Raw genomic sequence first — 19163 nt, 5'->3', positions numbered from 1 at the left:
TAGTGAAGCAGTAAATCTGTAATTTTGTATAAAGAAAAATACTGCTTAATATAATGTTTAGTAATGAGCAGTGAATAGGACTAATATTCACTTTTATTAGAGACTTAGTATCTTTGATAAAAGCGAATCAGCACAGTAATGAGGCGATAAAGGCTGGCAAGCTATCTTCTAGAGTGTAGCATGGGTGACTTCGCATATTAAAGAAGTTAGCGGATTAAGTTAGCGGCAATACCGAGGCGGTTAAAAGCGCGTGAGACTGAGAGTTATAGGATAGGCAAGGAATATGGGCAAAATTATTGGAATACCTTTTATACGTGAATTGGTAGCGTTTGCTAAAAAGGATATATAATTATGATATCTAAAATATAGGCACTGAAAAAATGAATATCGAAAGCGACACCGCCAATCAAATCGCTAATCAAATAGAAATCATCTATGAAGATGAATTTCTGGTGGCGATTAACAAAGAGGCTGGGCTGTTGGTGCATCGCAGTTGGCTGGATAAAGGCGAGACACGCTTTGCCATGCAGCTCACCCGTGATGCGGTAGGTTGCCATGTGTTTCCGGTGCATAGGTTAGACAAGCCTACGTCAGGCGTGTTGTTGTTTGCCAAAAGTTCAGCCGTGGCGCGCAGCCTTACGGAGGCTTTTACTGAACACAAAGTGACCAAGCAATATTTAGCTGTGGTGCGCGGCTATATGTCAGAACAAGGTACCGTTGATTATGCGTTGAGCTTTCAGCCCGATGCTATTGCCGATAAGTTCGCTAATTTGGATAAACCTGCTCAAGAGGCGGTGACCCATTGGCAAAGTTTGGCACAAATTGAGTTGCCATTTGCGGTGTCAAAAAAGCATGACACGAGCCGCTATAGTCTAATGCGCTTAACCCCCGAGACCGGACGTAAGCATCAACTGCGTCGGCATATGAGACATTTATTTCATCATATCGTGGGTGATACCAGCCACGGCGACGGAAGGCACAATCGATTTTTTCGTACTCAATATGGTTGCGCGCGCATGCTACTGCATGCTCAGACTTTAGCGCTCAGCCATCCGGTCACTGGTGAGCCATTACTATTAAAAGCGGGATTAGACGACCAATGGCTGCGCATTATGGAAGAGTTTTCTTGGGTAGAGAGTGCCAAAGATTAACCAGCTTAAAGTTTAGAGTTTATCTTCAAATTTTGACGCGGCACTGGTATAAATTTTTCTGGCGTGCTGTGCCTGCGCAGCTCGATGCTGCAAAAAATTCATTCCAGTCCTGCTGTATCGTTTTTATACTAAGCTTACTATAGTTAGCAGGTTTTAAAATAATAAAGATCGGAAATACGGATGCTGTAACCAAAGGTTTAGGTTCATAGTGAGGACTTGAACTGACATTTGCTGTCAAATTCGTAGACAGTAACTTGGAAGATTACCGTTTCAAAAAATACTCATTTGTAGTAATAACTTCACCAGTTTTTTCAACCCCTTAACTCAAATCGCTATTGGGACTGTTTCCAAATAATCGTTTATATTCTCGGCTAAATTGGCTGGGGCTTTCATAGCCTACTTGCATGGCAATCTGTGATATTTGAGAGTCATTGGTTATGATCAGACGCCTCGCTTCCATTAATCGTAATTTTTTTTGATACTGTAGCGGACTCAACTGTGTAATCTCTTTAAAGTGTTGGTGAAAACCTGAGATACTCATACCGCATTGACTTGCCAAGTCTGCAATGACCATTGGCTCATCTAGATGCGACTTAAGCCAAACGATTGCTTGGCTTATACGATGGGTATGACTGCCATGAATAACGAGCTGTCGCAGCCTATTGCCTTGCTGTCCTGATAATAAGCGATAGTAAATCTCTTGCTGGATCAAGGACGACATAAAATCAATATCATTTGGATAATCGAGCAAATTGATCAGTCGCTCGAACGCGGTCATGATGGTGTCATCTAATTGCCATTTTATTCCCAAGTAGCCTTCTTTTACGGGTTGTTGAGGCGATATTCTAGTGAGTACCTCTCGAATCATCACAAGATTTAACTTCATTGATAAAACGATGACAGGATGGTCGTGTGATGCCTGTTTAATGTTCATACTGACTGGAGCATCTACTGGACAAAACATCAGATCACTGTTACCAAAATTCTGGCACTTTTCTCCTAAGTAAATCTCGCGCTCGCCTTGCAGGACGATACATATGCTAGGCTCTTGAATGTAGCTGACGGTTTTACTTGGTCTGTCAGCGCAATAGAAAAATAAGTTTGGAATAGTAGATTCGATTGTTTTATTTTTGGGTAATAGTCTAAGCAGTTGCTCAATGGTTTTTGCTTGCATGATATTTTTCGTATGTTTAGGTTTGCTTGATAGTATAAATTTTTGGATAATTAGGCAAGAGTTTTATAGGACTGTTCTAACGAATGATCAGCTGCGCATTTATAATTGTCCTATCACGACGTATCAAGTCTGATTTTAATCATATTCAATAAATCTACATAAGGAACGCATAATGAAAATATTTTATAAAACTCGTGCTACAGCAACTGGTGGTCGTTCTGGACATACAGGTCTTGACGATGGTTCGCTCGGTTTTGATTTGGTATCTTTTCAAGAAAAAGATAAAGAGGGGGTGAATCCAGAGCAGCTGTTTGCGATGGGTTATGCAGCGTGTTTTGATAGTGCGCTAAATATGACTGCACAACAAATGAAATTACCAGTAACCGCTTCGAAAACATCTGCTCAAGTTGGTATTGGTATGAAAGCTGATAATAGCTATAACTTGGATATAGAGCTGTCTGTCGAGGTATCTGGTATTGATGAAGCGCAAGCACAAAGTCTGATCGAGACAGCTCATCAAGTTTGCCCCTACTCTAATGCCACTCGTGGCAATGTTGATGTGCGCTTGCATGTTATGGTTGTTTAAATAGTGTTTGTCATTAAAATTTAATAACTATAAAAAATAGTACAATAATAATAGAATTTAAAATTGCTTGGCTACCTAGAGTAGCCAAGCAATTTTTTATGGTACTAAGCAATATAAATACTAAAATTCTTACACAAGCTCCAGTTTATTGTCTTCCGCTGACTAAGTTACAAGGGCTAGCGGCGATTAATAAATCGACTGTATAAGCACGGGGTACATAAGCTGCCAATTATTTTTAGCTCAAATTAAACTGTTTATGGGCATCTGCTAGATATATGGTACTGACACTCAAAAGGCAGATAATGACTTTTGATGAAGCAGCGCAGATCAGTAAGTTTAGCAACCAAGGTAAGTAATGATATAATGCCCCGATAATCGATATTTTATAAAGGGTTTACCTTATGGCTCGTACAGCTAGCGCATTACACATTTTAGTAAAAGACAAGGAACAAGCTGAAGATATCCTTGCCAAGCTTAAAAAAGGCAACATGTTTGATGTGTTGGCTAAGAAATACTCAACCTGCCCATCAGCTAAAAAAGGCGGCAGCTTAGGTGAGTTTAAACAAGGCGACATGGTACCGCCATTTGATAAAATCTGCTTCAGCGGCGAACTCCTCACCCCACACTTAGTGAAAACCAAATTTGGCTGGCATGTGGTTAAAGTGCTTTATAGAACTTAAGGGCTATATTCTGAGCTTCGATTGATATCAACCTAGTATTTCCCGGTACATTCCATATTTTGCCGATAAAAAAAGCCTCAGTCGTTAGACTGAGGCTTTTTAAACATATGGTATGCATAAGCAGACTTGAATTGCTGATAGCACCCTATATAGTTGAAATACTTTAAAGTCGCTATAGTATTACTGGTGTAAATTTTTTGCGGCCTCTGGCAGCAACGGGACAGCAAACAAGAAAAACTTGCACAAGCAGTACGTGTTGTATCGATATTACTTTTCACCGAATATAGTACTGTCGTTGATGAGCTGAATAAGCTACAAAATAACTTTATGAGCGAGATTGAAGGATGTGTTACGTGGGCTGATTTTTTACAGCGTCAGGTGTACCTTAGTTTTGAGAGCCAAGAGGTGATTATCTCTTGTCTGATGGAGCTTTATCCTGAGCTTGTTGATACGTTTGCAGGGCAAATCAATGCTGATGAAGCACAGGCTAACTACAATACTACTGACATGGACATGGTCATTGAGCTATTAATAACCAACTTTGATATTGAACAGGATATTTAGTACTTTGATCATAAAGTATCAACAGATGAGTTGTAGGTAACCCATCAAAGGGCATGGAAAGAAGGTATTTATATTGATGATAAGCAGTGGGCAGTTCTGAAAAAGAGCGCTGCAGCGATATTGGTGGAAAACAGTGAAGTCTCAAGTAAAGGGGCTGGCGGTATCTAAGCTATATAGGCTATAGGATGTGCAATCCATCTTTAGCCATCACAATCACTGAACCTGTTATGTTTGATACCTGCGCTGATACTCATTGTAAACCAATACCACGCTTTCAAATAAAACAGATACCTTGTATTGCAACGCAGAACGGGTTTAAATTTATATCGCTTCAGTCTGAGTGCCATTAGCGAGTGTCAATAAAGAAGCTATACTGAAATTATCAATACAAACAAAGCTTTATAAGTTACAGAAATGATAATAAATTAATCAATCTTACTATCGGACTTTGATCTGGTTTATGGCAAACTTGGTATCGAATTTGAGAGTTTATTAGCACCTTTTTTATTAGCACCTTTAAGTAAGGTTTCGAGGTACAGTCGATGCTAAATAAAATGGATACGTTATCTGACAACATGAAACTGGTATAAATTTTTATATTGCACTGATTACAGCCCTCGACTAAATGACCCTTTATTAAATGATACTTGATTAAAGAGGAAAAGGCAGTGACTTCAGGAAGAAGCGCTCGTACAAATGGGCGACCTATCTATATTCAGCCGAATAACTTTGCCGACTATTTATGCCCTCAGCAAAATTATTATTTGTTTCTAGATATAGATGGTACGTTAGCTGATTTCACACTGAATCCAAAAGACAGTGTTATCCCAAAATCAACCTTATTGCTTTTACAAAAAATACAAAATCATGGGGTGAAAATCGCTGTCGTGACAGGACGCAGTTTGGCGGAAGCAAGGAAAATGCTGTCACCTTTAAGTTTGTCAGTTGCCGCCACTCATGGACTAGAGATCGCATTGCATAATGACAGCGATAATGATGAGACAGACCCTGTCTCTATTGACACCACTGAGCTTGCAATTATAAGACAAGCCATTACCCAATCTTGTATTGCTTTTGATGGCTTTACAATAGAACACAAACCCTATTCTGTTGCCCTGCATTTCCGAGAAAATCCTACTTTGGCTGATACAGCTTATACCATCATGACAGAAGTTTTAATAAAGCATACCAATTGGGTGTTAAAACCCGGTAAATATGTTTGGGAGCTGGTACCAAAAGGAGTTAATAAAGGCACAGCCATTCTAACCTTACTAAAAAAAACTCAGAGCAGTAAGAGTCTTTGTCCTATTTTTATTGGTGATGATAGTACGGATGAGGCAGGATTTATGGCGATACAAGATGAAAGTATATCGCTAGATGGCTATCAGGATCCCATAAAAGGGATGGGAATTAAAGTTGGTCATGAGCCGACGCACGCCCATTACTATGTACATGATACTCATGAAGTGACTATCTTACTAAATAACTTTCTGAGTTTCTATAAACAACGTAGGGCGCTAACAAAAGAACCAGTGAGAGTGAGGCACATGATATGAGCCGCTTAATCGTCTTGTCTAATCGAGTTAAAATGCCCGATAACAATCCAATGGCAGGCGGACTGGCGATAGCACTGCAAGATGTATTAATAGAAAAATCAGTCATTTGGATGGGTTGGAATGGTGAGATCAGCGATAGTATTAATGATGATTTTATTCATGGATTTAATAGCACCAAACAATCTGTCTCGCCAGATATGGATATATCGCAGGGCAAGACATCTATTACTTATATGACGACGGCTTTTACGACTCAGCAATATCAGCAGTTTTATTGCGGCTATGCTAATAACGTTCTATGGCCATTACTGCACGAGCGCGTTGATTTAATGAGTCAAGCGCCGGAGGATTATACAGGCTATCAAGCGGTAAATCGCCTTTTTGCTGAGCAATTAAGGACAGTTGTAGAGCCTCGCGATGTGATCTGGGTACATGATTATCATTTTTTAAGTGTGGCGTATCATTGTAGGCGGTTAGGTATTCGCAATCGCATCGGCTTTTTTTTACATATCCCTTTTGTGTCATTGCCATTTTGGAAATCTCTTGATAACAGCTCTGAGCTGATTGGCCATCTTGCTCATTATGACGTACTTGGCACGCAAACGAAGCAAGGGTGCGTTAACTGTCTGGCTGTCTGCCGACATTATCTAAAAGATAAGTTGTCAGAAGCATGTTTTTTAAAGTATTTACCCATCAATATTTTACACGAAAAGCAGCATGCTGCGAGTGCAAAGCCATCATCTGCTGTGCGGTTAATGTTTGATCTAGAGTTAAAACCTCAGCATTCTTTAATGATAAAGGCTTATCCAATCGGTGTGAATGTCGAGAGAATCCAGCAACAGGTTAGCCACTTATCTGCTCATGGCTCATTACAAGCCGCCAATCCTAATCTGCATAAACATACCATAAAGTCTGCCGCGCAGCAGGTTATTGCCGTGGACAGAATCGATTACTCAAAAGGGTTATTAAGACGTTTTTCGGCATATCGCGATTTTTTACAGCAAAATCCATCATACCAAAATCAGCTAAAATTATTGCAAATCGCCTGTCCTAGCCGCTTAGATGTCCCTACTTATCAGCAACTTTATAATGAGGTTAAAACGGCTGTTCATAATATTAATCAGCAGTTTTTGCCCAGTAACGATACAAAAGATCCCTCTATAGAGGATTGGCAAGTAATCAAATATTGCGAAAGTGTCATAAGCCATAAGACATTAATGGCGATGTTTTGGCAAAGTGACATTGGCTGGGTCAACTCGCTTAAAGATGGTATGAATCTGGTGGCTAAAGAATATATTGCGGCTCAAAATCCTGATAATCCTGGCGTGCTGCTGCTCTCACGTTATGCAGGAGCAGCAGAGCAAATGCACGCTGCGGTCATCATCGATCCATATCAGCCAAGCAGTATGGCGGAGGGTTTAAGCATTGCCTTGACGATGCCACTAGATGAGCGGCGGTCGCGCCATCAGTCGTTACTGCAAGGACTACAGCAAGATAACTTACAGACTTGGCAGCAGAGTTTTTTAGAGGACTTGTATGATGATAAAAGCTGTCAAACAGATAGCTTAAGGCCTGCCACCGTCTACCTGTCTGACTCATAAGAATGGTTAGGAGACCTTTATGCTACTGTCCGATAAAACAAATCCTTTGTTATCAGAGATTAACGCCAGCATAGAAAATATCATATGTGCTGATAATGAGAGCATGAAAATGCTCGTTTTAACCGATACTTTACGCTATGACATTCTAAAAGCTTTAATTAGCTATAGTGAGAAAATCCCGTATCCTGCCAGTGGTGCTAGCGCTATAAAGGGTGAAGTCTCAAACACATTAAATCGTTGGCGGATATTGGCCTATGTGGCAGGAATTGATTTAACGATTGCAAAATGGTTTGAGTCGCATTTAGATGCCTTAAGTATTTTATATGAGGTGGGTCATGGTAAAGCTGATCAAGGATTATGGGCTATTTGGGCAGCAGAGGGCTCCCCTGATCCTATTGTTTATCAGCAGGGTAAAATCAGTGGTACAAAAGGGTGGTGTTCAGGAGCCAACATTGTAGAGCATGCGCTAATAACCTATCGTAATAAGCGCGATCAATCACAACTACTTACCATAGATATGCAGCAAACCGGCATAAAAATTGATAACGAAGCATGGCAGGCAGTAGGGATGCAAGCCACTGATACAGCAACTTTACGGTTTTCTGAGGTGCCAGCCAGTCAAGTTGGAGCAGCCAATACCTATCTAGAACGAGTGGGATTTTGGCACGGGGCGGCAGGCGTTGCTGCTTGCTGGTATGGGGCAACAGCTTACTTAGCAAGCTACTTAATCGATGCCTATCAGCAGAAACCACACGATTATAAAGCCATGTATTTGGGTCAGATTAGTACGAATTTGGCAGTCACTCAGCAGTATTTTTATTATGTTGCCGATTTAATAGATAGCCAGCCACAGCTGAATCATGAGCTTGCCATACGTCAGCTAAGAGCGCACGTTGAAAAGGTCGCTCGCCAAGTAATAGACGTTGTCGGGCAAGCATTGGGAGCAGCGCCATTTTGTCACAATGCCCATTTTGCCAGATTGTCAGCAGATCTACCTGTGTTTATACGCCAAAGCCATGGCGCTTTTGATTTGCAAAAAATCGGCGAGCTATCTAGCGTTTTAGTGCGTGAGTCAACAGCTAGGCGGAGCAATATATGGCAACTGTAATATCCAATAAGACGATAGAGCTTGCAGAAAAAGAGGTTACCGTGACCCATTCTGATATGCTTGAGAGTAGCCATCCGATTGTGGGTGACCGGATTATTGAAGGCGCGGGCACCAGTCAGGAGGCTTGGAGAAATTGGTCAGGATTGCATGATTTGCCTCGATTGGACATGGCAAAAAGCTTTGCCCTGCATCAACGTGTCTGTATCTTTGCCCCGCATCCTGATGATGAAGTACTGGGCTGTGGTGGTCTCATGCAGCAACTGGCGGTGCATGGCAATCCTATCGTTCTTATTCACGTGACCAATGGCACACAAAGCCATCCAAACTCGACACTCTACACTCAAGAAAGCCTTGATATGATCCGACCACAAGAAAGTATTAAAGCGCTGGAAGTATTAGGCATTGCTCATCAGGTCACGACCCTTACTCTACATTTAGCAGATGGCGAAGTCTTTAGCCAACAAGACAAACTTTACCAAAAATTATCAGCCATTATCCAACCTAACGATATTTTAATAACGCCTTTTATGCGCGATGGGCATCCTGACCATGAAGCAACCGGACGAGTGGTTGCCTCTTTTGCCAAACAATATCATTTAGCCTGTTATCAGGTACTCATTTGGGCATGGCATTGGGCAAAGCCTGCGGACAGCCGTATTCCTTGGCATTGCGCCATAAAAGTTGATTTAACCCCGGAGCAGCGACAGCGTAAAGTAGACGCCATCGCCTGCTTTGAGAGTCAAGTGACCATTGATGTAAGTACGGGTAATCCACCTGTTTTATCCGCGCAAACGATCGCTAGAATCAGCCAGCCGTGGGAGGTGTATATACATGAGTCACGTATCTAAAGCCAGCTTGGCTGACGACAGTCAATATGAGAGTTATTCAGAATCGTACTTTGATACGTTATATAGAGGTAATACCGACCCATGGCAATATCAGACTCGCTGGTACGAAAAACGAAAGCGTGATATGTGTCTTGCGGTACTGCCGCAATCTCAGTATAAGCATGGCATCGAATTGGGCTGCGGCAACGGTGTGCTTAGTGAGCTCTTAGCACGTCGTTGTCAGGCTTTGGTCAGCCTTGATGGCAATCATCAGGCGGTGCAACTTGCCAAAGCGCGCTTGGCTGAGCTGTCTCATGTTAAGGTTATTCAGGGTGTGATTCCTGTTAAATTATTCACTCTAAAAGCTGCGCTTTTGGAAGCTTATCCTTTAGCGGGCGATACACCTGTTATGGCAGTGCCCTTTGATTTGATTGTCATTAGTGAAATTTTATATTATTTATCGCCGACCGATATTGACACAGTGATCGCTTGGATAAAGCAAAACCTTGCTATAGGCGGTACATTGCTATGCTGTCATTGGCGCTACGCAATTGAGGGTTTTGCCATGACAGGTGAGACCGTGCATAAATGTCTTCATCATGCCTTTAACCTCATGGAGAATGAGAAGCATCAGATTGCGTTTAATCATCAAAGCCAAATACTAGACAGTGATTTTTTGTTAGACGTTTGGCAACGATCCCAAAGTTCGGTAGCGAGGCAAGAAAACTTGATATAAACAAGTATAAAACTCAGAAATACTGAGCAAAATAGGCGAGGGTAGAAGGGATGAAAATCGGTATCGTAATTCCTGCTCATAATGAGGCGCTGACTATCGCCAAATGCTTGGCATCAGTACGGATTGCTATCGAGCAGTTACCCTCAGTTATTGACGTTTATACGCTGGTGGTACTGGACAGTTGCAGCGATGATACGCAGTTTCTTGTCGAAGCTGCAGGTACTGATTATCTATGCTGTGACTATCGATGTGTAGGACAAGTCAGAGACATTGGCATTCGCCATGCGATCGCAAATGGTGCAACCTGGCTTGCCTGTACAGACGCTGACTCATCTGTGCCTATGGATTGGTTGGTACAGCAAGTAGAACACCTTTGCCATCAACTGACAGATATGATTTGCGGTGTGGTGGACATCGACAGCTGGACACATTTGACCGCGCAAACTCAAAAAGAGTATATCGCCCATTACCAAGATAGGATGGGACATCGTCATATTCATGGGGCAAACTTAAGTTTTAGCAGTGAGGCTTATCTGGCGGTTGGCGGCTTTGCGCCTATGCCTTGTCATGAAGATGTGGATCTGGTTGAAAGATTTGCAGCACAAAGCTATGCCATCACTTGGAGCAATCGCATCCGTGTGCGGACCAGTAGTCGCTTGCAGGCTCGGGCAAATGAGGGTTTTGCAGCGTTTCTAACCAATCTAGAACAAAACAGTCGACATTGAGATACGTCATATAGGGTTATACAGATTTATGATTGAGTGCCAACAAAATTTAACAACATACAGCCGTGACAAAACTTAATCTAATAATTTATTACTATTTGCCAGCGAGAAGCCAGCATGAATCATTTAACATTAACGATTAATCAGCAAGATTATGCGTTTGATAGTCTTGACCCGCGAACGACATTGCTTGATGTTTGTCGTCATCACCTACAGATTACTGGACCAAAAAAGGGCTGCGATCACGGGCAATGCGGCGCTTGTACGATGCTTATTAATGGGAGACGGGTCAATGCTTGCTTGACATTGGCAATCATGCACGATGGTGATGAGATTACCACCATTGAAGGTATCGGACTACCTGAGTCGCTATCAGAGTTACAACAGGCTTTTAAAGACCATGATGCGTTTCAATGTGGCTACTGTACACCGGGACAGATTTGTTCAGCAACGGCATTGATAGAGGAGATTAAGCAGCAGTGGCCAAGTCATGTGACGACTGACTTGCAAAATCCCAATGGCCTGCTGGTACAAGAAATTGCTGAGCGCATGAGTGGTAATCTTTGTCGTTGTTCAGCCTATCCTAATATTATTAGCGCTATCTCTCAGGTACTTGAAAAGCAAGTACCAAAGGCCTCTTCAGTGACTGACGATGAGTCTGATAATAGGGCAGCCAATCGAGCTATTAGCGGTATTTGGTCACCGCCGCCAAGCGAGGCACAAATTGGCAATCAGTCAGTAGTAAAGCAAACTGACAATGCTGCTAATGCTGAAGGAGAACAGTCATGAAACGCTTTGAATATATCCGTGCGTTAGAGCCGCAACAAGCCGTGATGTTTGCTACTCCTAAAGACGCTTCATTCATTGCTGGTGGCACCAATTTATTGGACTTAATGAAGATTGAGATTGAGGCTCCTCAAAAATTGGTTGATATCACGCGCCTTGAATTATCAGCAGTCGAACCTAATTCTGATGGAGGTTTGCGCATCGGTGCATTAGTCACCAATAGCGACTTGGCCGCACATCCCTTAGTCACCGCAGGCTATCCTGTATTAGCTCGCGCAATGTTAGCAGGGGCGTCAGGGCAACTGCGCAATAAAGCGACTACAGGCGGCAATCTATTACAACGCACCCGTTGTTACTACTTTTATCAGCCCGATAGTCCTTGCAATAAACGCAATCCTGATTCTGGTTGTCCCGCTATTAAAGGTGAAAATCGTCCGCTTGCTGTCTTAGGAACGAGTGATAACTGTATTGCTCAGCACCCATCAGATATGGCGGTAGCGATGCGCTTACTCGATGCCATCATTGAGACGCTCAGAGCAGACGGTACCTCTCGTCAGATTCCAATCAAAGACTTCTATTGCTTGCCAAGAGACACCCCCAATATCGAAACGGTTTTAGAGACAGGGGAGCTGATTACTCATATTGTGCTGCCAGCCCCAGTGAAGGGCATGCACACTTATGATAAGGTTCGCGATCGCGCCTCTTATGCCTTTGCGTTAGTGTCCTGCGCGGCAGTAATCAATATTAATAATCAAAAAAAATTAGAAACGGTACGTTTGGCATTTGGTGGTATCGGCACTAAGCCTTGGCGTAATGAAGCGGTTGAAGCGCTATTAACGGGCACAGACGGTAACCTTGGCATTATTTCACAAGCGGCAGATTTGTTATTAAAGGATGCCTGTGGTAATGGTCAAAACGACTTTAAGATACCGCTGACGCGTCGCTTGTTAAAGCAAGTTATTGAGCGCGCACTAACGAGTAAGGGAGCATAATCATGTCACTATTGGACTCAGTACTGCCATCAGAACCCACAAAAAAACTGACCATGGATAACCCTGTTGATACTCTTTTTGATAAAACGGCCAGTCAATTGGTTGGTAAACCTATCAACCGTGTAGACGGTTCCTTGAAGGTCAGTGGACAAGCGACTTATAGCGCAGAATTTTATATTGAAGGACAGGTTTACGGCGTCTTAGTTGGTGCGACCATTACTAAAGGCAAGGTTACGCATATTGATAGCCATGCTGTAGAAGCGATTCCAGGTATTATTAAAGTGGTCACTGATCCCAAGCATTTTTTGCGTAATGCCCAGCAAGGTGGAGAGAAAAAAGCACCCACTCAAGGAGTCGCTGAGATTTTTTACCATGGTCAGCCAATAGCTGCTGTAATCGCTGAAACCTTTGAAGCGGCTACCGAAGGTGCAAAAGCTCTCAAGGTAACTTATAAAGATGAAACAGCAGAGGCGGTGATAGATTTTAGCTCAGCATTGGGAAATGCGCATCCGGTTGATGAAAACAAAGGCTCGGACAAGAATCATAAACAGGGTAGCCCTGAGCAAGCACTTAAAGAGTCTGAGGTTTCGTTTGATCAGATTTATCATACGCCAAGCCAGAGTAATTCCCCCATGGAGCCACATGCCACCTTGGCTTATTGGGAAGATGAGAAGTTAATTATGTATACTTCCAATCAGATGTTGTCTTCTTGCAAACAACAAGTGGCGGATGCCCTAAATTTGGATCCAGATAATGTGCAACTGATTGCTCGTTATGTTGGTGGCGGTTTTGGTAGTAAACTTGGTATTGCACCTGAATCGATTGCTGCGGCCATTTCTGCAAAGGAGCTTAATCGTCCAGTATTGATTGTGATGACTCGTCTGCAAGTTATGGAAACCACCATAAGGCGCTCAGATACGCGTCAACGGATTGGCATCGGCTGTAATAAGAACGGTATTATTAATACTTTTATCCATAATACCATCACTAGCAATTTACCCGGTGAAAGCTTCTTTGAACCCGCAGCCCTGTCTACTCACTATCTCTATCGCGGTGAGAATCGACAGGTCGACTATCAGATGGTTGATGTCAATAAAGTTCTATCAGGTTCTATGCGCGCCCCTGGAGAGGCGGTGGGCTTAATTGCTGTTGAATGTGCCATGGACGAGTTGGCCATTCAGTTAGATATCGATCCTATAGAGCTACGCCGCCGTAATGAGCCTAAGCAAGATCCCAGTCAAGAAATCCCTTTTTCAACTCGGCAGCTGATTGCCTGTATGGAAAAAGGCGCTGAACAGTTTGGTTGGGAGAAACGCCATAATATGCCTGCCAAGCGCTTAGAAGGAGACTGGTGGTTGGGTATTGGTATGGCTGCTGCTGCCCGTGGTAATCAGTTAAAGCTTTCTGAAGCAAGGGCAACCTTACAAGTCGATGACTCAAAAAAGCTTGGGATCAAAGCCATTATTGAGACGGATATGACCGATATTGGTACGGGCTCTTATACCGTATTTACCCAAATTGCTGCTGACCTGCTTGGTCTACCGGTTGACCATATTGAGATGAAGCTTGGTGATACCAGTATGCCACCAGCCGTTGGTTCAGGTGGTAGTATGGGTGCGGCAAGCTCAGGTAGCAGTATTTATCTGTCGTGTCAGCAATTGCGTGAAATGCTGGCAAGAAAGGTCGGACTATATCCTGATACCATCCAGCTAAGAGATGGTCAGATTAGCGAGATGGGAGAGCATAAAGAGACAGTGACAGAGACCATTATTGAATCTGGTAAAGATGTCGCCGCCGAGCTCGCAGGTAAGTTAGCAGAAAAGACGAACATCTCCCTCCCCGAATCTGTATTGGAACGCCTACCAGAACAACAGGAGGCGAAACACAGCAGGTATGATTTTAGTGATCACAACACTTATTCACTGGCTGATATCGTGGCGCAGTATGAAGAGCAACAGTTAAGTGCTAAAGGTAAGATTAAACCGGGTAAAAATGAAAAAACCCATCGCCAATCTTCATTCGGGGCCAATTTTGCAGAAGTCGCTGTGCACCGAGTGACGGGTGAAATTCGAGTTAAGCGGATGACGGGTGTGTTCGCCGCTGGGCGTATCCTTAATCACAAAACTGCTACTTCCCAGTGCTATGGCGGCATGGTATTTGGCATAGGTTCAGCGTTGATGGAAGAAGTTATCCATGATAAGCATGACGGGCGCCTATGTAATCACGACCTTTCTGAATATCATATTCCTGTCAATGCTGATGTACCGCAACTAGAAGTTATTTTGCTAGAAGAAGATGATCGTTATACCAATCCAATGCATATCAAAGGCATTGGTGAAACAGCCATTTCAGGTGCTGCCGCAGCGATTGCCAATGCTGTTTATAATGCAGTTGGCATTCGGGTACGAGACTTTCCCATTACGCTAGATAAGCTTATTGACCAACTGCCAGATTGATTCTTATCAAATACTGTTTTGCTAAAAAACCCGATTAAACAGCGGGTTTTTTTAGCTTATTCTCTAAGCTCATTGGTAAGTCTATAAGGAACGTTATGAATCAAGCTGCTGATATCCTTGAGCTTGCTGAGCAAGCGACACAACAAAACATTGATGCTGTATTAGCTACCGTAGTTCGTACAGAAGGCTCGGCGTACCGTCAGCCGGGTGCGATGATGCTTATCTGCGCTGATGGACGTTCGGTAGGAATGATTAGTGGTGGTTGTCTTGAGCCGCATATTATCAAACGTGCCTTTTGGCTAACCCGTCATGGCGCGAGCGTCCAGATATACCAAACAGGGGATGATATTGGATATCATAAAAATGGGGACTCTGATTTGACTATTGTAGACGATGATAATGCTAGTACTAAAGATGCAGATATGTTTGAAAACGATCTTTTAGAGGGCGAGCTCAATTTTGGATTGGGTTGTAATGGACGAGTGCATGTATTGTTTGAGCGTTTAGCGACAGCAATACCGCTATTGGATCTAATTCGTCAGGTTCGTAATACTCAACAGCCAGTAACGATTGCCACTCTTATTAGGTCGGATAGTAGCGAAAACGGAGCGCTCGACCTGCAAGTTGGTAGTCGTATTTATTTAGATAAGTATTTAAAAACAGAAAATATGGCTGATGTATATTTGAAGCGAAATATGGCAAGCAACTTAAATACTGCCATAGCTGATGTGTTGTTAAATGCGATTAAAAAACTATCAAACCATAAGTTTCATCAAAAAAATACTGAATATATGAAGCTAATGGGCGATTTAGAATTACAAGCTACAGGTGATGGGCAGCATAAAACCGAGTGGTTATTCCAGCGTATTTGTCCACAGATACGATTACTGATTTGCGGGGCAGGTAACGATGTTATACCACTGGTAACAATGGCAAAGCTACAAGATTGGCATGTCACAGTAATAGACAGTCGTCCACAATATGCAACGCGTTTGCGCTTTAGCCAAGCAGACTCGGTACTGTGCGTCGCATTAGATGATAGCGACACATTGCGCAAGCTCAGTGCAGGCGCTGCTATTGCTGTCATGTCTCATAGTCTGACTCAAGACCGCGCTCGACTTGCCGTGTTACTAGAGCAGTCTGCTCACTATCGTTATCTTGGACAACTGGGACCCCGCTATCGTACTGAACGTTTAATCGAAGAAATCCGTCAGGCAAGTGCTAATCCGCAAATGTTAGCAGATGGTATTAGCAAACTGCATTATCCTATCGGTTATAAATTGGGCGGGGAGGGACCTGAAGCGCTGGCGCTCAGTATCATGGCGCAAATGAGTGCAGTGATTCATGGACATACCTCGCAAACCTCACTTTTAAATAGCCAATATGACCTGGATATCACAGAGCAAACGGCTTTTAGTAATTATGAAAATGATTACGCCCATGACTAGCGATGTTGATACCAATCATTCTATGTTACCCATCAAGACGGCATTGCCTAGCAGCACAGAGAATGATGGACAAGACCATGCTGTTATCGTCTTAGCGAGCGGTCTGAGCCAGCGCCTTGGTCAATCTAAGCAACTGCTTAATAAGCATGGCGAACCTCTTATCAATTACATGACCAAAATAGCATTAGCCACCAAGCCCCTTGCCGTTATTGTTGTCATTGCTCAAGATCCACCAGCAATCACTGATGCGATCAATAGGTTGGTCTATCAAAATCCAATACTCTATACCGTGACTAATTTAATACCTAAAACGGGTATGGCGCATAGCTTGTCTCTTGGTATTGACGCTTTGTTTGGCTTAAAGAACTTAGTGATTAAGCGGGTGTTAATCATGGGGGTCGATCAAGTATTACTAAATAGTAATCATTTGACAGAGTTACTAGCGTTCAAAAGCACAGTGGTCGCTAGTCGTTATCAATGTCTAGATAAAGCGTATTCTACTGATATCAGTAAAAATAATATCATCGGTCTTCCAATAGTCATTAATGTTGAGTGTCTCAAACGATGGCAACCAGCATTGATAGGGGATAAAGGTCTGCGCCATTTGATTAGAGCCTTACCATCAAATGAGTTAAGTACGGTCATAAACCATCAACTTAGCTATGATATCGATACGCCCGAACAGCTTCTTCATGCCAGACAACAGCATTGGCTTGATATTTAGTCATGTATAAAAAATGGGTAATTATAAACATAGGAGTATATAGTTTAAGGATTACGATGAAATAAAATGATAAAAGTAGCGTAGGATCAAAGGACAAACTGATCAAAAAATATTATCAAGAGGAGCTATGCTGAACATATTTTTTTGGGTATAGTTATATTACAAACTCGAAAGCAGAACACTGGTTTCGCTGTTAAGAATGCCGTCAATCTCTCTAACTTGACGCAATACTTCATCAAATTCTCTCAAGCTTGTGGTGTGTATTTCTGCTACCAAATCCCACGCTCCATTGGTCGTATGTAGCTTAATCAGTTGCGGGATACCTCGTAGCTTTCTAATCACTTGTGACGTAGACTTTCCTGTTACTTCAATCATCATCATCGCTTTGATGGTCTCTTTATCTAGTGCTTCATGCACTCGAATCGTAAATCCTAAAATAGCGCCGTTATGCATCAGTCTATCCAATCTGTTTTGGACAGTAGCACGAGAGACTTTGAGTTTTTTAGCAAGGTTTGAGATGGTTGCTCGACCATCTTGTCGAAGTTCAGATATCAGCTCACTATCTAAAGAATCATAAGTGTAATAGGCCATAAAAATGCTTCCTTCATTGAATTTTGACATTATGATAAGTAGCACCTAACAATATATCAAAAATACGTCCATATTTAATAACTTATTGACATTTTAACTGACAATTATAGTTGGTAGGATATCAATTGTCGGTTCAATAAACAATATTCATGAAAAGGAAAAGCATCAATGTCTAAATTTATCGTATCACCCAAGGAAGGCGTGCCATTTGTTAGTGTACAAGCGATGGCTAAAATGATTCATGATTATGGTGTTGAGCAATGTATTGTAGATCTAGTAGATGCTTTAGAGCAGGATTTTCTTCGTTGGGATCAATTTGAAAAATCTTCTCGCTTTGCTTCACATTCAAAAGACGGTGTCATCGAGTTGATGCCAGTTAGTGATGGAGAGATGTTTGCTTGTAAATATGTTAATGGTCACCCCATTAATACCAAACGAAATCTCCAGACGGTAGCGGCTTTCGGCTTGCTGTCCGATGTCGAAACTGGATATCCTATTTTGCTGACAGAAATGTGCATCCTTACGGCATTACGTACGGCTGCCACATCAGCTATGTTGGCCAAACATTGCGGCCCAAAAGGTGCTAAAAAGTTGGCATTAATAGGAAACGGTGCTCAGTCTGAATTTCAAGCATTGGGTATGAAAGCCATAACGGGTATCTCAGAAGTTCGTTTGTATGATATTGATCTAGCGGCATCGCAGAAAACGGCTGATAATCTTTCAGACTCAGGTTTAAAAGTCATTGTTTGTCGCACCTTAGAAGAAGCGGTTTTAGGCGCAGAGATCATTACTACCTGTACGGCTGATAAAACCAATGCCACTATTTTACACGACGATATAATCACAAAAGGTGTTTATATCAATGCGATAGGCGGTGATTGTCCTGGTAAGACAGAGCTGGATAGCAATATATTAATGCGAGCAGATCATGTGATTGTGGAGTTTGAGCCTCAGACACGCATTGAGGGGGAGATCCAAAATCTATCAAGCGATTTCCCTGTTACTGAATTTCATCGCATCCTCAAAGGTGAAGTGCAAGCTCGAACGTCAGCTGATGATCTAGTCGTATTTGATGGTGTTGGGTTTGCATCAGAAGACTTTACGGCATTGGTATTTTTACGCGACTTGATCAGAGAGCAGGGAGGATATGAGATTTTAGATCTGATACCTCAGCAAGCTGACCCTAAAAATCTATATTCGGTAGTGAAAGAACATAGCAAAGATCATAGCCTAGTGACAAATGAAGCTGTGGCTATGTGCTAAATTATCGTAAAAAATTAATCAATACACTAAATGATAAGCCTTTCTCATTTTGTATAACGTTTAAAACCCGCATCATTTTTTTAAATTTTATCTATGTTTGGCAAAGCTCTTGGATAGTTGTGGATATGTTTATTGTTTTAAATCTATCTGCTAATTTTCAAGAGCTTTAATATATAAAAATGAATTTGAGTTGAT

General features: G+C 42.2%; 18 protein-coding genes. 16 read left to right on the top strand and 2 right to left on the bottom strand.

Annotated features, from left to right (window positions below; translation table 11 throughout):
- Positions 1 to 380 precede the first annotated feature (380 nt).
- Positions 381 to 1151, top strand: a complete 771-nt coding sequence (truC, locus tag AC0J5Y_RS09015; protein WP_475130372.1) for a tRNA pseudouridine(65) synthase TruC — start codon at positions 381 to 383, stop codon at positions 1149 to 1151.
- Positions 1152 to 1470: 319 nt separating this feature from the next.
- Here truC and AC0J5Y_RS09010 read toward each other — a convergent pair whose 3' ends face one another.
- A complete protein-coding gene (locus tag AC0J5Y_RS09010; RefSeq protein ID WP_475130371.1) occupies positions 1471 to 2325 on the bottom strand; it encodes an AraC family transcriptional regulator in 855 nt (284 codons plus the stop codon).
- A gap of 172 nt (positions 2326 to 2497) precedes the next feature.
- Between AC0J5Y_RS09010 and AC0J5Y_RS09005 the strand changes: the two genes are divergently transcribed.
- The 14 genes from AC0J5Y_RS09005 to AC0J5Y_RS08940 all read left to right on the top strand — a co-directional run bounded on the left by AC0J5Y_RS09005 (position 2498) and on the right by AC0J5Y_RS08940 (position 17114).
- Positions 2498 to 2911, top strand: a complete 414-nt coding sequence (locus AC0J5Y_RS09005) for an organic hydroperoxide resistance protein (protein WP_475130370.1) — start codon at positions 2498 to 2500, stop codon at positions 2909 to 2911.
- A 401-nt stretch (positions 2912 to 3312) separates the two neighbouring features.
- A complete protein-coding gene (locus tag AC0J5Y_RS09000; protein WP_011514138.1) occupies positions 3313 to 3591 on the top strand; it encodes a peptidylprolyl isomerase in 279 nt (92 codons plus the stop codon).
- Positions 3592 to 3918: 327 nt separating this feature from the next.
- A complete protein-coding gene (locus AC0J5Y_RS08995) occupies positions 3919 to 4155 on the top strand; it encodes a hypothetical protein (protein ID WP_475130369.1) in 237 nt (78 codons plus the stop codon).
- A gap of 668 nt (positions 4156 to 4823) precedes the next feature.
- Entirely contained in the window at positions 4824 to 5711 is an 888-nt protein-coding gene (otsB, locus tag AC0J5Y_RS08990; protein ID WP_475130368.1) for a trehalose-phosphatase, read from the top strand.
- Positions 5708 to 7312 (top strand): alpha,alpha-trehalose-phosphate synthase (UDP-forming), encoded by a 1605-nt coding sequence (locus AC0J5Y_RS08985; protein ID WP_475130367.1) that lies wholly within the window; start codon positions 5708 to 5710, stop codon positions 7310 to 7312. Before otsB ends, AC0J5Y_RS08985 begins: the two co-directional genes overlap by 4 nt.
- A 19-nt stretch (positions 7313 to 7331) precedes the next feature.
- Positions 7332 to 8420: an acyl-CoA dehydrogenase gene (locus AC0J5Y_RS08980; RefSeq protein ID WP_475130366.1), complete on the top strand. Its 1089-nt coding sequence runs from the start codon at positions 7332 to 7334 to the stop codon at positions 8418 to 8420.
- Between the two features lie 56 nt (positions 8421 to 8476).
- Positions 8477 to 9268 carry a PIG-L deacetylase family protein gene (locus AC0J5Y_RS08975; RefSeq protein ID WP_475132141.1) on the top strand — a complete coding sequence of 264 codons (792 nt, stop codon included), beginning with the start codon at positions 8477 to 8479 and terminating at the stop codon, positions 9266 to 9268.
- Positions 9252 to 9983, top strand: a complete 732-nt coding sequence (locus AC0J5Y_RS08970) for an SAM-dependent methyltransferase (protein ID WP_475130365.1) — start codon at positions 9252 to 9254, stop codon at positions 9981 to 9983. Before AC0J5Y_RS08975 ends, AC0J5Y_RS08970 begins: the two co-directional genes overlap by 17 nt.
- Positions 9984 to 10033: 50 nt before the next feature.
- Complete coding sequence (locus AC0J5Y_RS08965) at positions 10034 to 10708, top strand: glycosyltransferase family 2 protein (protein ID WP_475130364.1); 675 nt, start codon at positions 10034 to 10036, stop codon at positions 10706 to 10708.
- Positions 10709 to 10825: 117 nt separating this feature from the next.
- The gene (locus tag AC0J5Y_RS08960) at positions 10826 to 11497 is read left to right on the top strand and encodes a 2Fe-2S iron-sulfur cluster-binding protein (RefSeq protein WP_475130363.1); all 672 of its coding nucleotides are present in this window, start codon (positions 10826 to 10828) and stop codon (positions 11495 to 11497) included.
- Positions 11494 to 12486 (top strand): FAD binding domain-containing protein, encoded by a 993-nt coding sequence (locus tag AC0J5Y_RS08955; RefSeq protein ID WP_475130362.1) that lies wholly within the window; start codon positions 11494 to 11496, stop codon positions 12484 to 12486. Before AC0J5Y_RS08960 ends, AC0J5Y_RS08955 begins: the two co-directional genes overlap by 4 nt.
- 2 nt (positions 12487 to 12488) lie before the next feature.
- Positions 12489 to 14942, top strand: a complete 2454-nt coding sequence (locus tag AC0J5Y_RS08950) for a molybdopterin cofactor-binding domain-containing protein (protein ID WP_475130361.1) — start codon at positions 12489 to 12491, stop codon at positions 14940 to 14942.
- 95 nt (positions 14943 to 15037) lie between these two features.
- Positions 15038 to 16390 (top strand): XdhC family protein, encoded by a 1353-nt coding sequence (locus AC0J5Y_RS08945; protein ID WP_475130360.1) that lies wholly within the window; start codon positions 15038 to 15040, stop codon positions 16388 to 16390.
- Positions 16383 to 17114, top strand: coding sequence for a nucleotidyltransferase family protein (locus AC0J5Y_RS08940; protein WP_475130359.1), 732 nt, complete (start codon positions 16383 to 16385; stop codon positions 17112 to 17114). Before AC0J5Y_RS08945 ends, AC0J5Y_RS08940 begins: the two co-directional genes overlap by 8 nt.
- A gap of 159 nt (positions 17115 to 17273) precedes the next feature.
- Here the strand turns inward: AC0J5Y_RS08940 and AC0J5Y_RS08935 are convergent, their stop codons facing one another.
- Positions 17274 to 17705 carry an Lrp/AsnC family transcriptional regulator gene (locus AC0J5Y_RS08935; RefSeq protein ID WP_475130358.1) on the bottom strand — a complete coding sequence of 144 codons (432 nt, stop codon included), beginning with the start codon at positions 17703 to 17705 and terminating at the stop codon, positions 17274 to 17276.
- 168 nt (positions 17706 to 17873) lie between these two features.
- Here AC0J5Y_RS08935 and AC0J5Y_RS08930 point away from each other — a divergent pair, with 168 nt between their 5' ends.
- Positions 17874 to 18968, top strand: a complete 1095-nt coding sequence (locus AC0J5Y_RS08930) for an ornithine cyclodeaminase (RefSeq protein WP_475130357.1) — start codon at positions 17874 to 17876, stop codon at positions 18966 to 18968.
- Positions 18969 to 19163 lie beyond the last annotated feature (195 nt).

The organism is Psychrobacter sp. TS_SC_6 (assembly GCF_056156305.1).
Note: the sequence above shows the minus strand (reverse complement) of the source record. Positions and strands in the feature narration are given on the sequence as shown.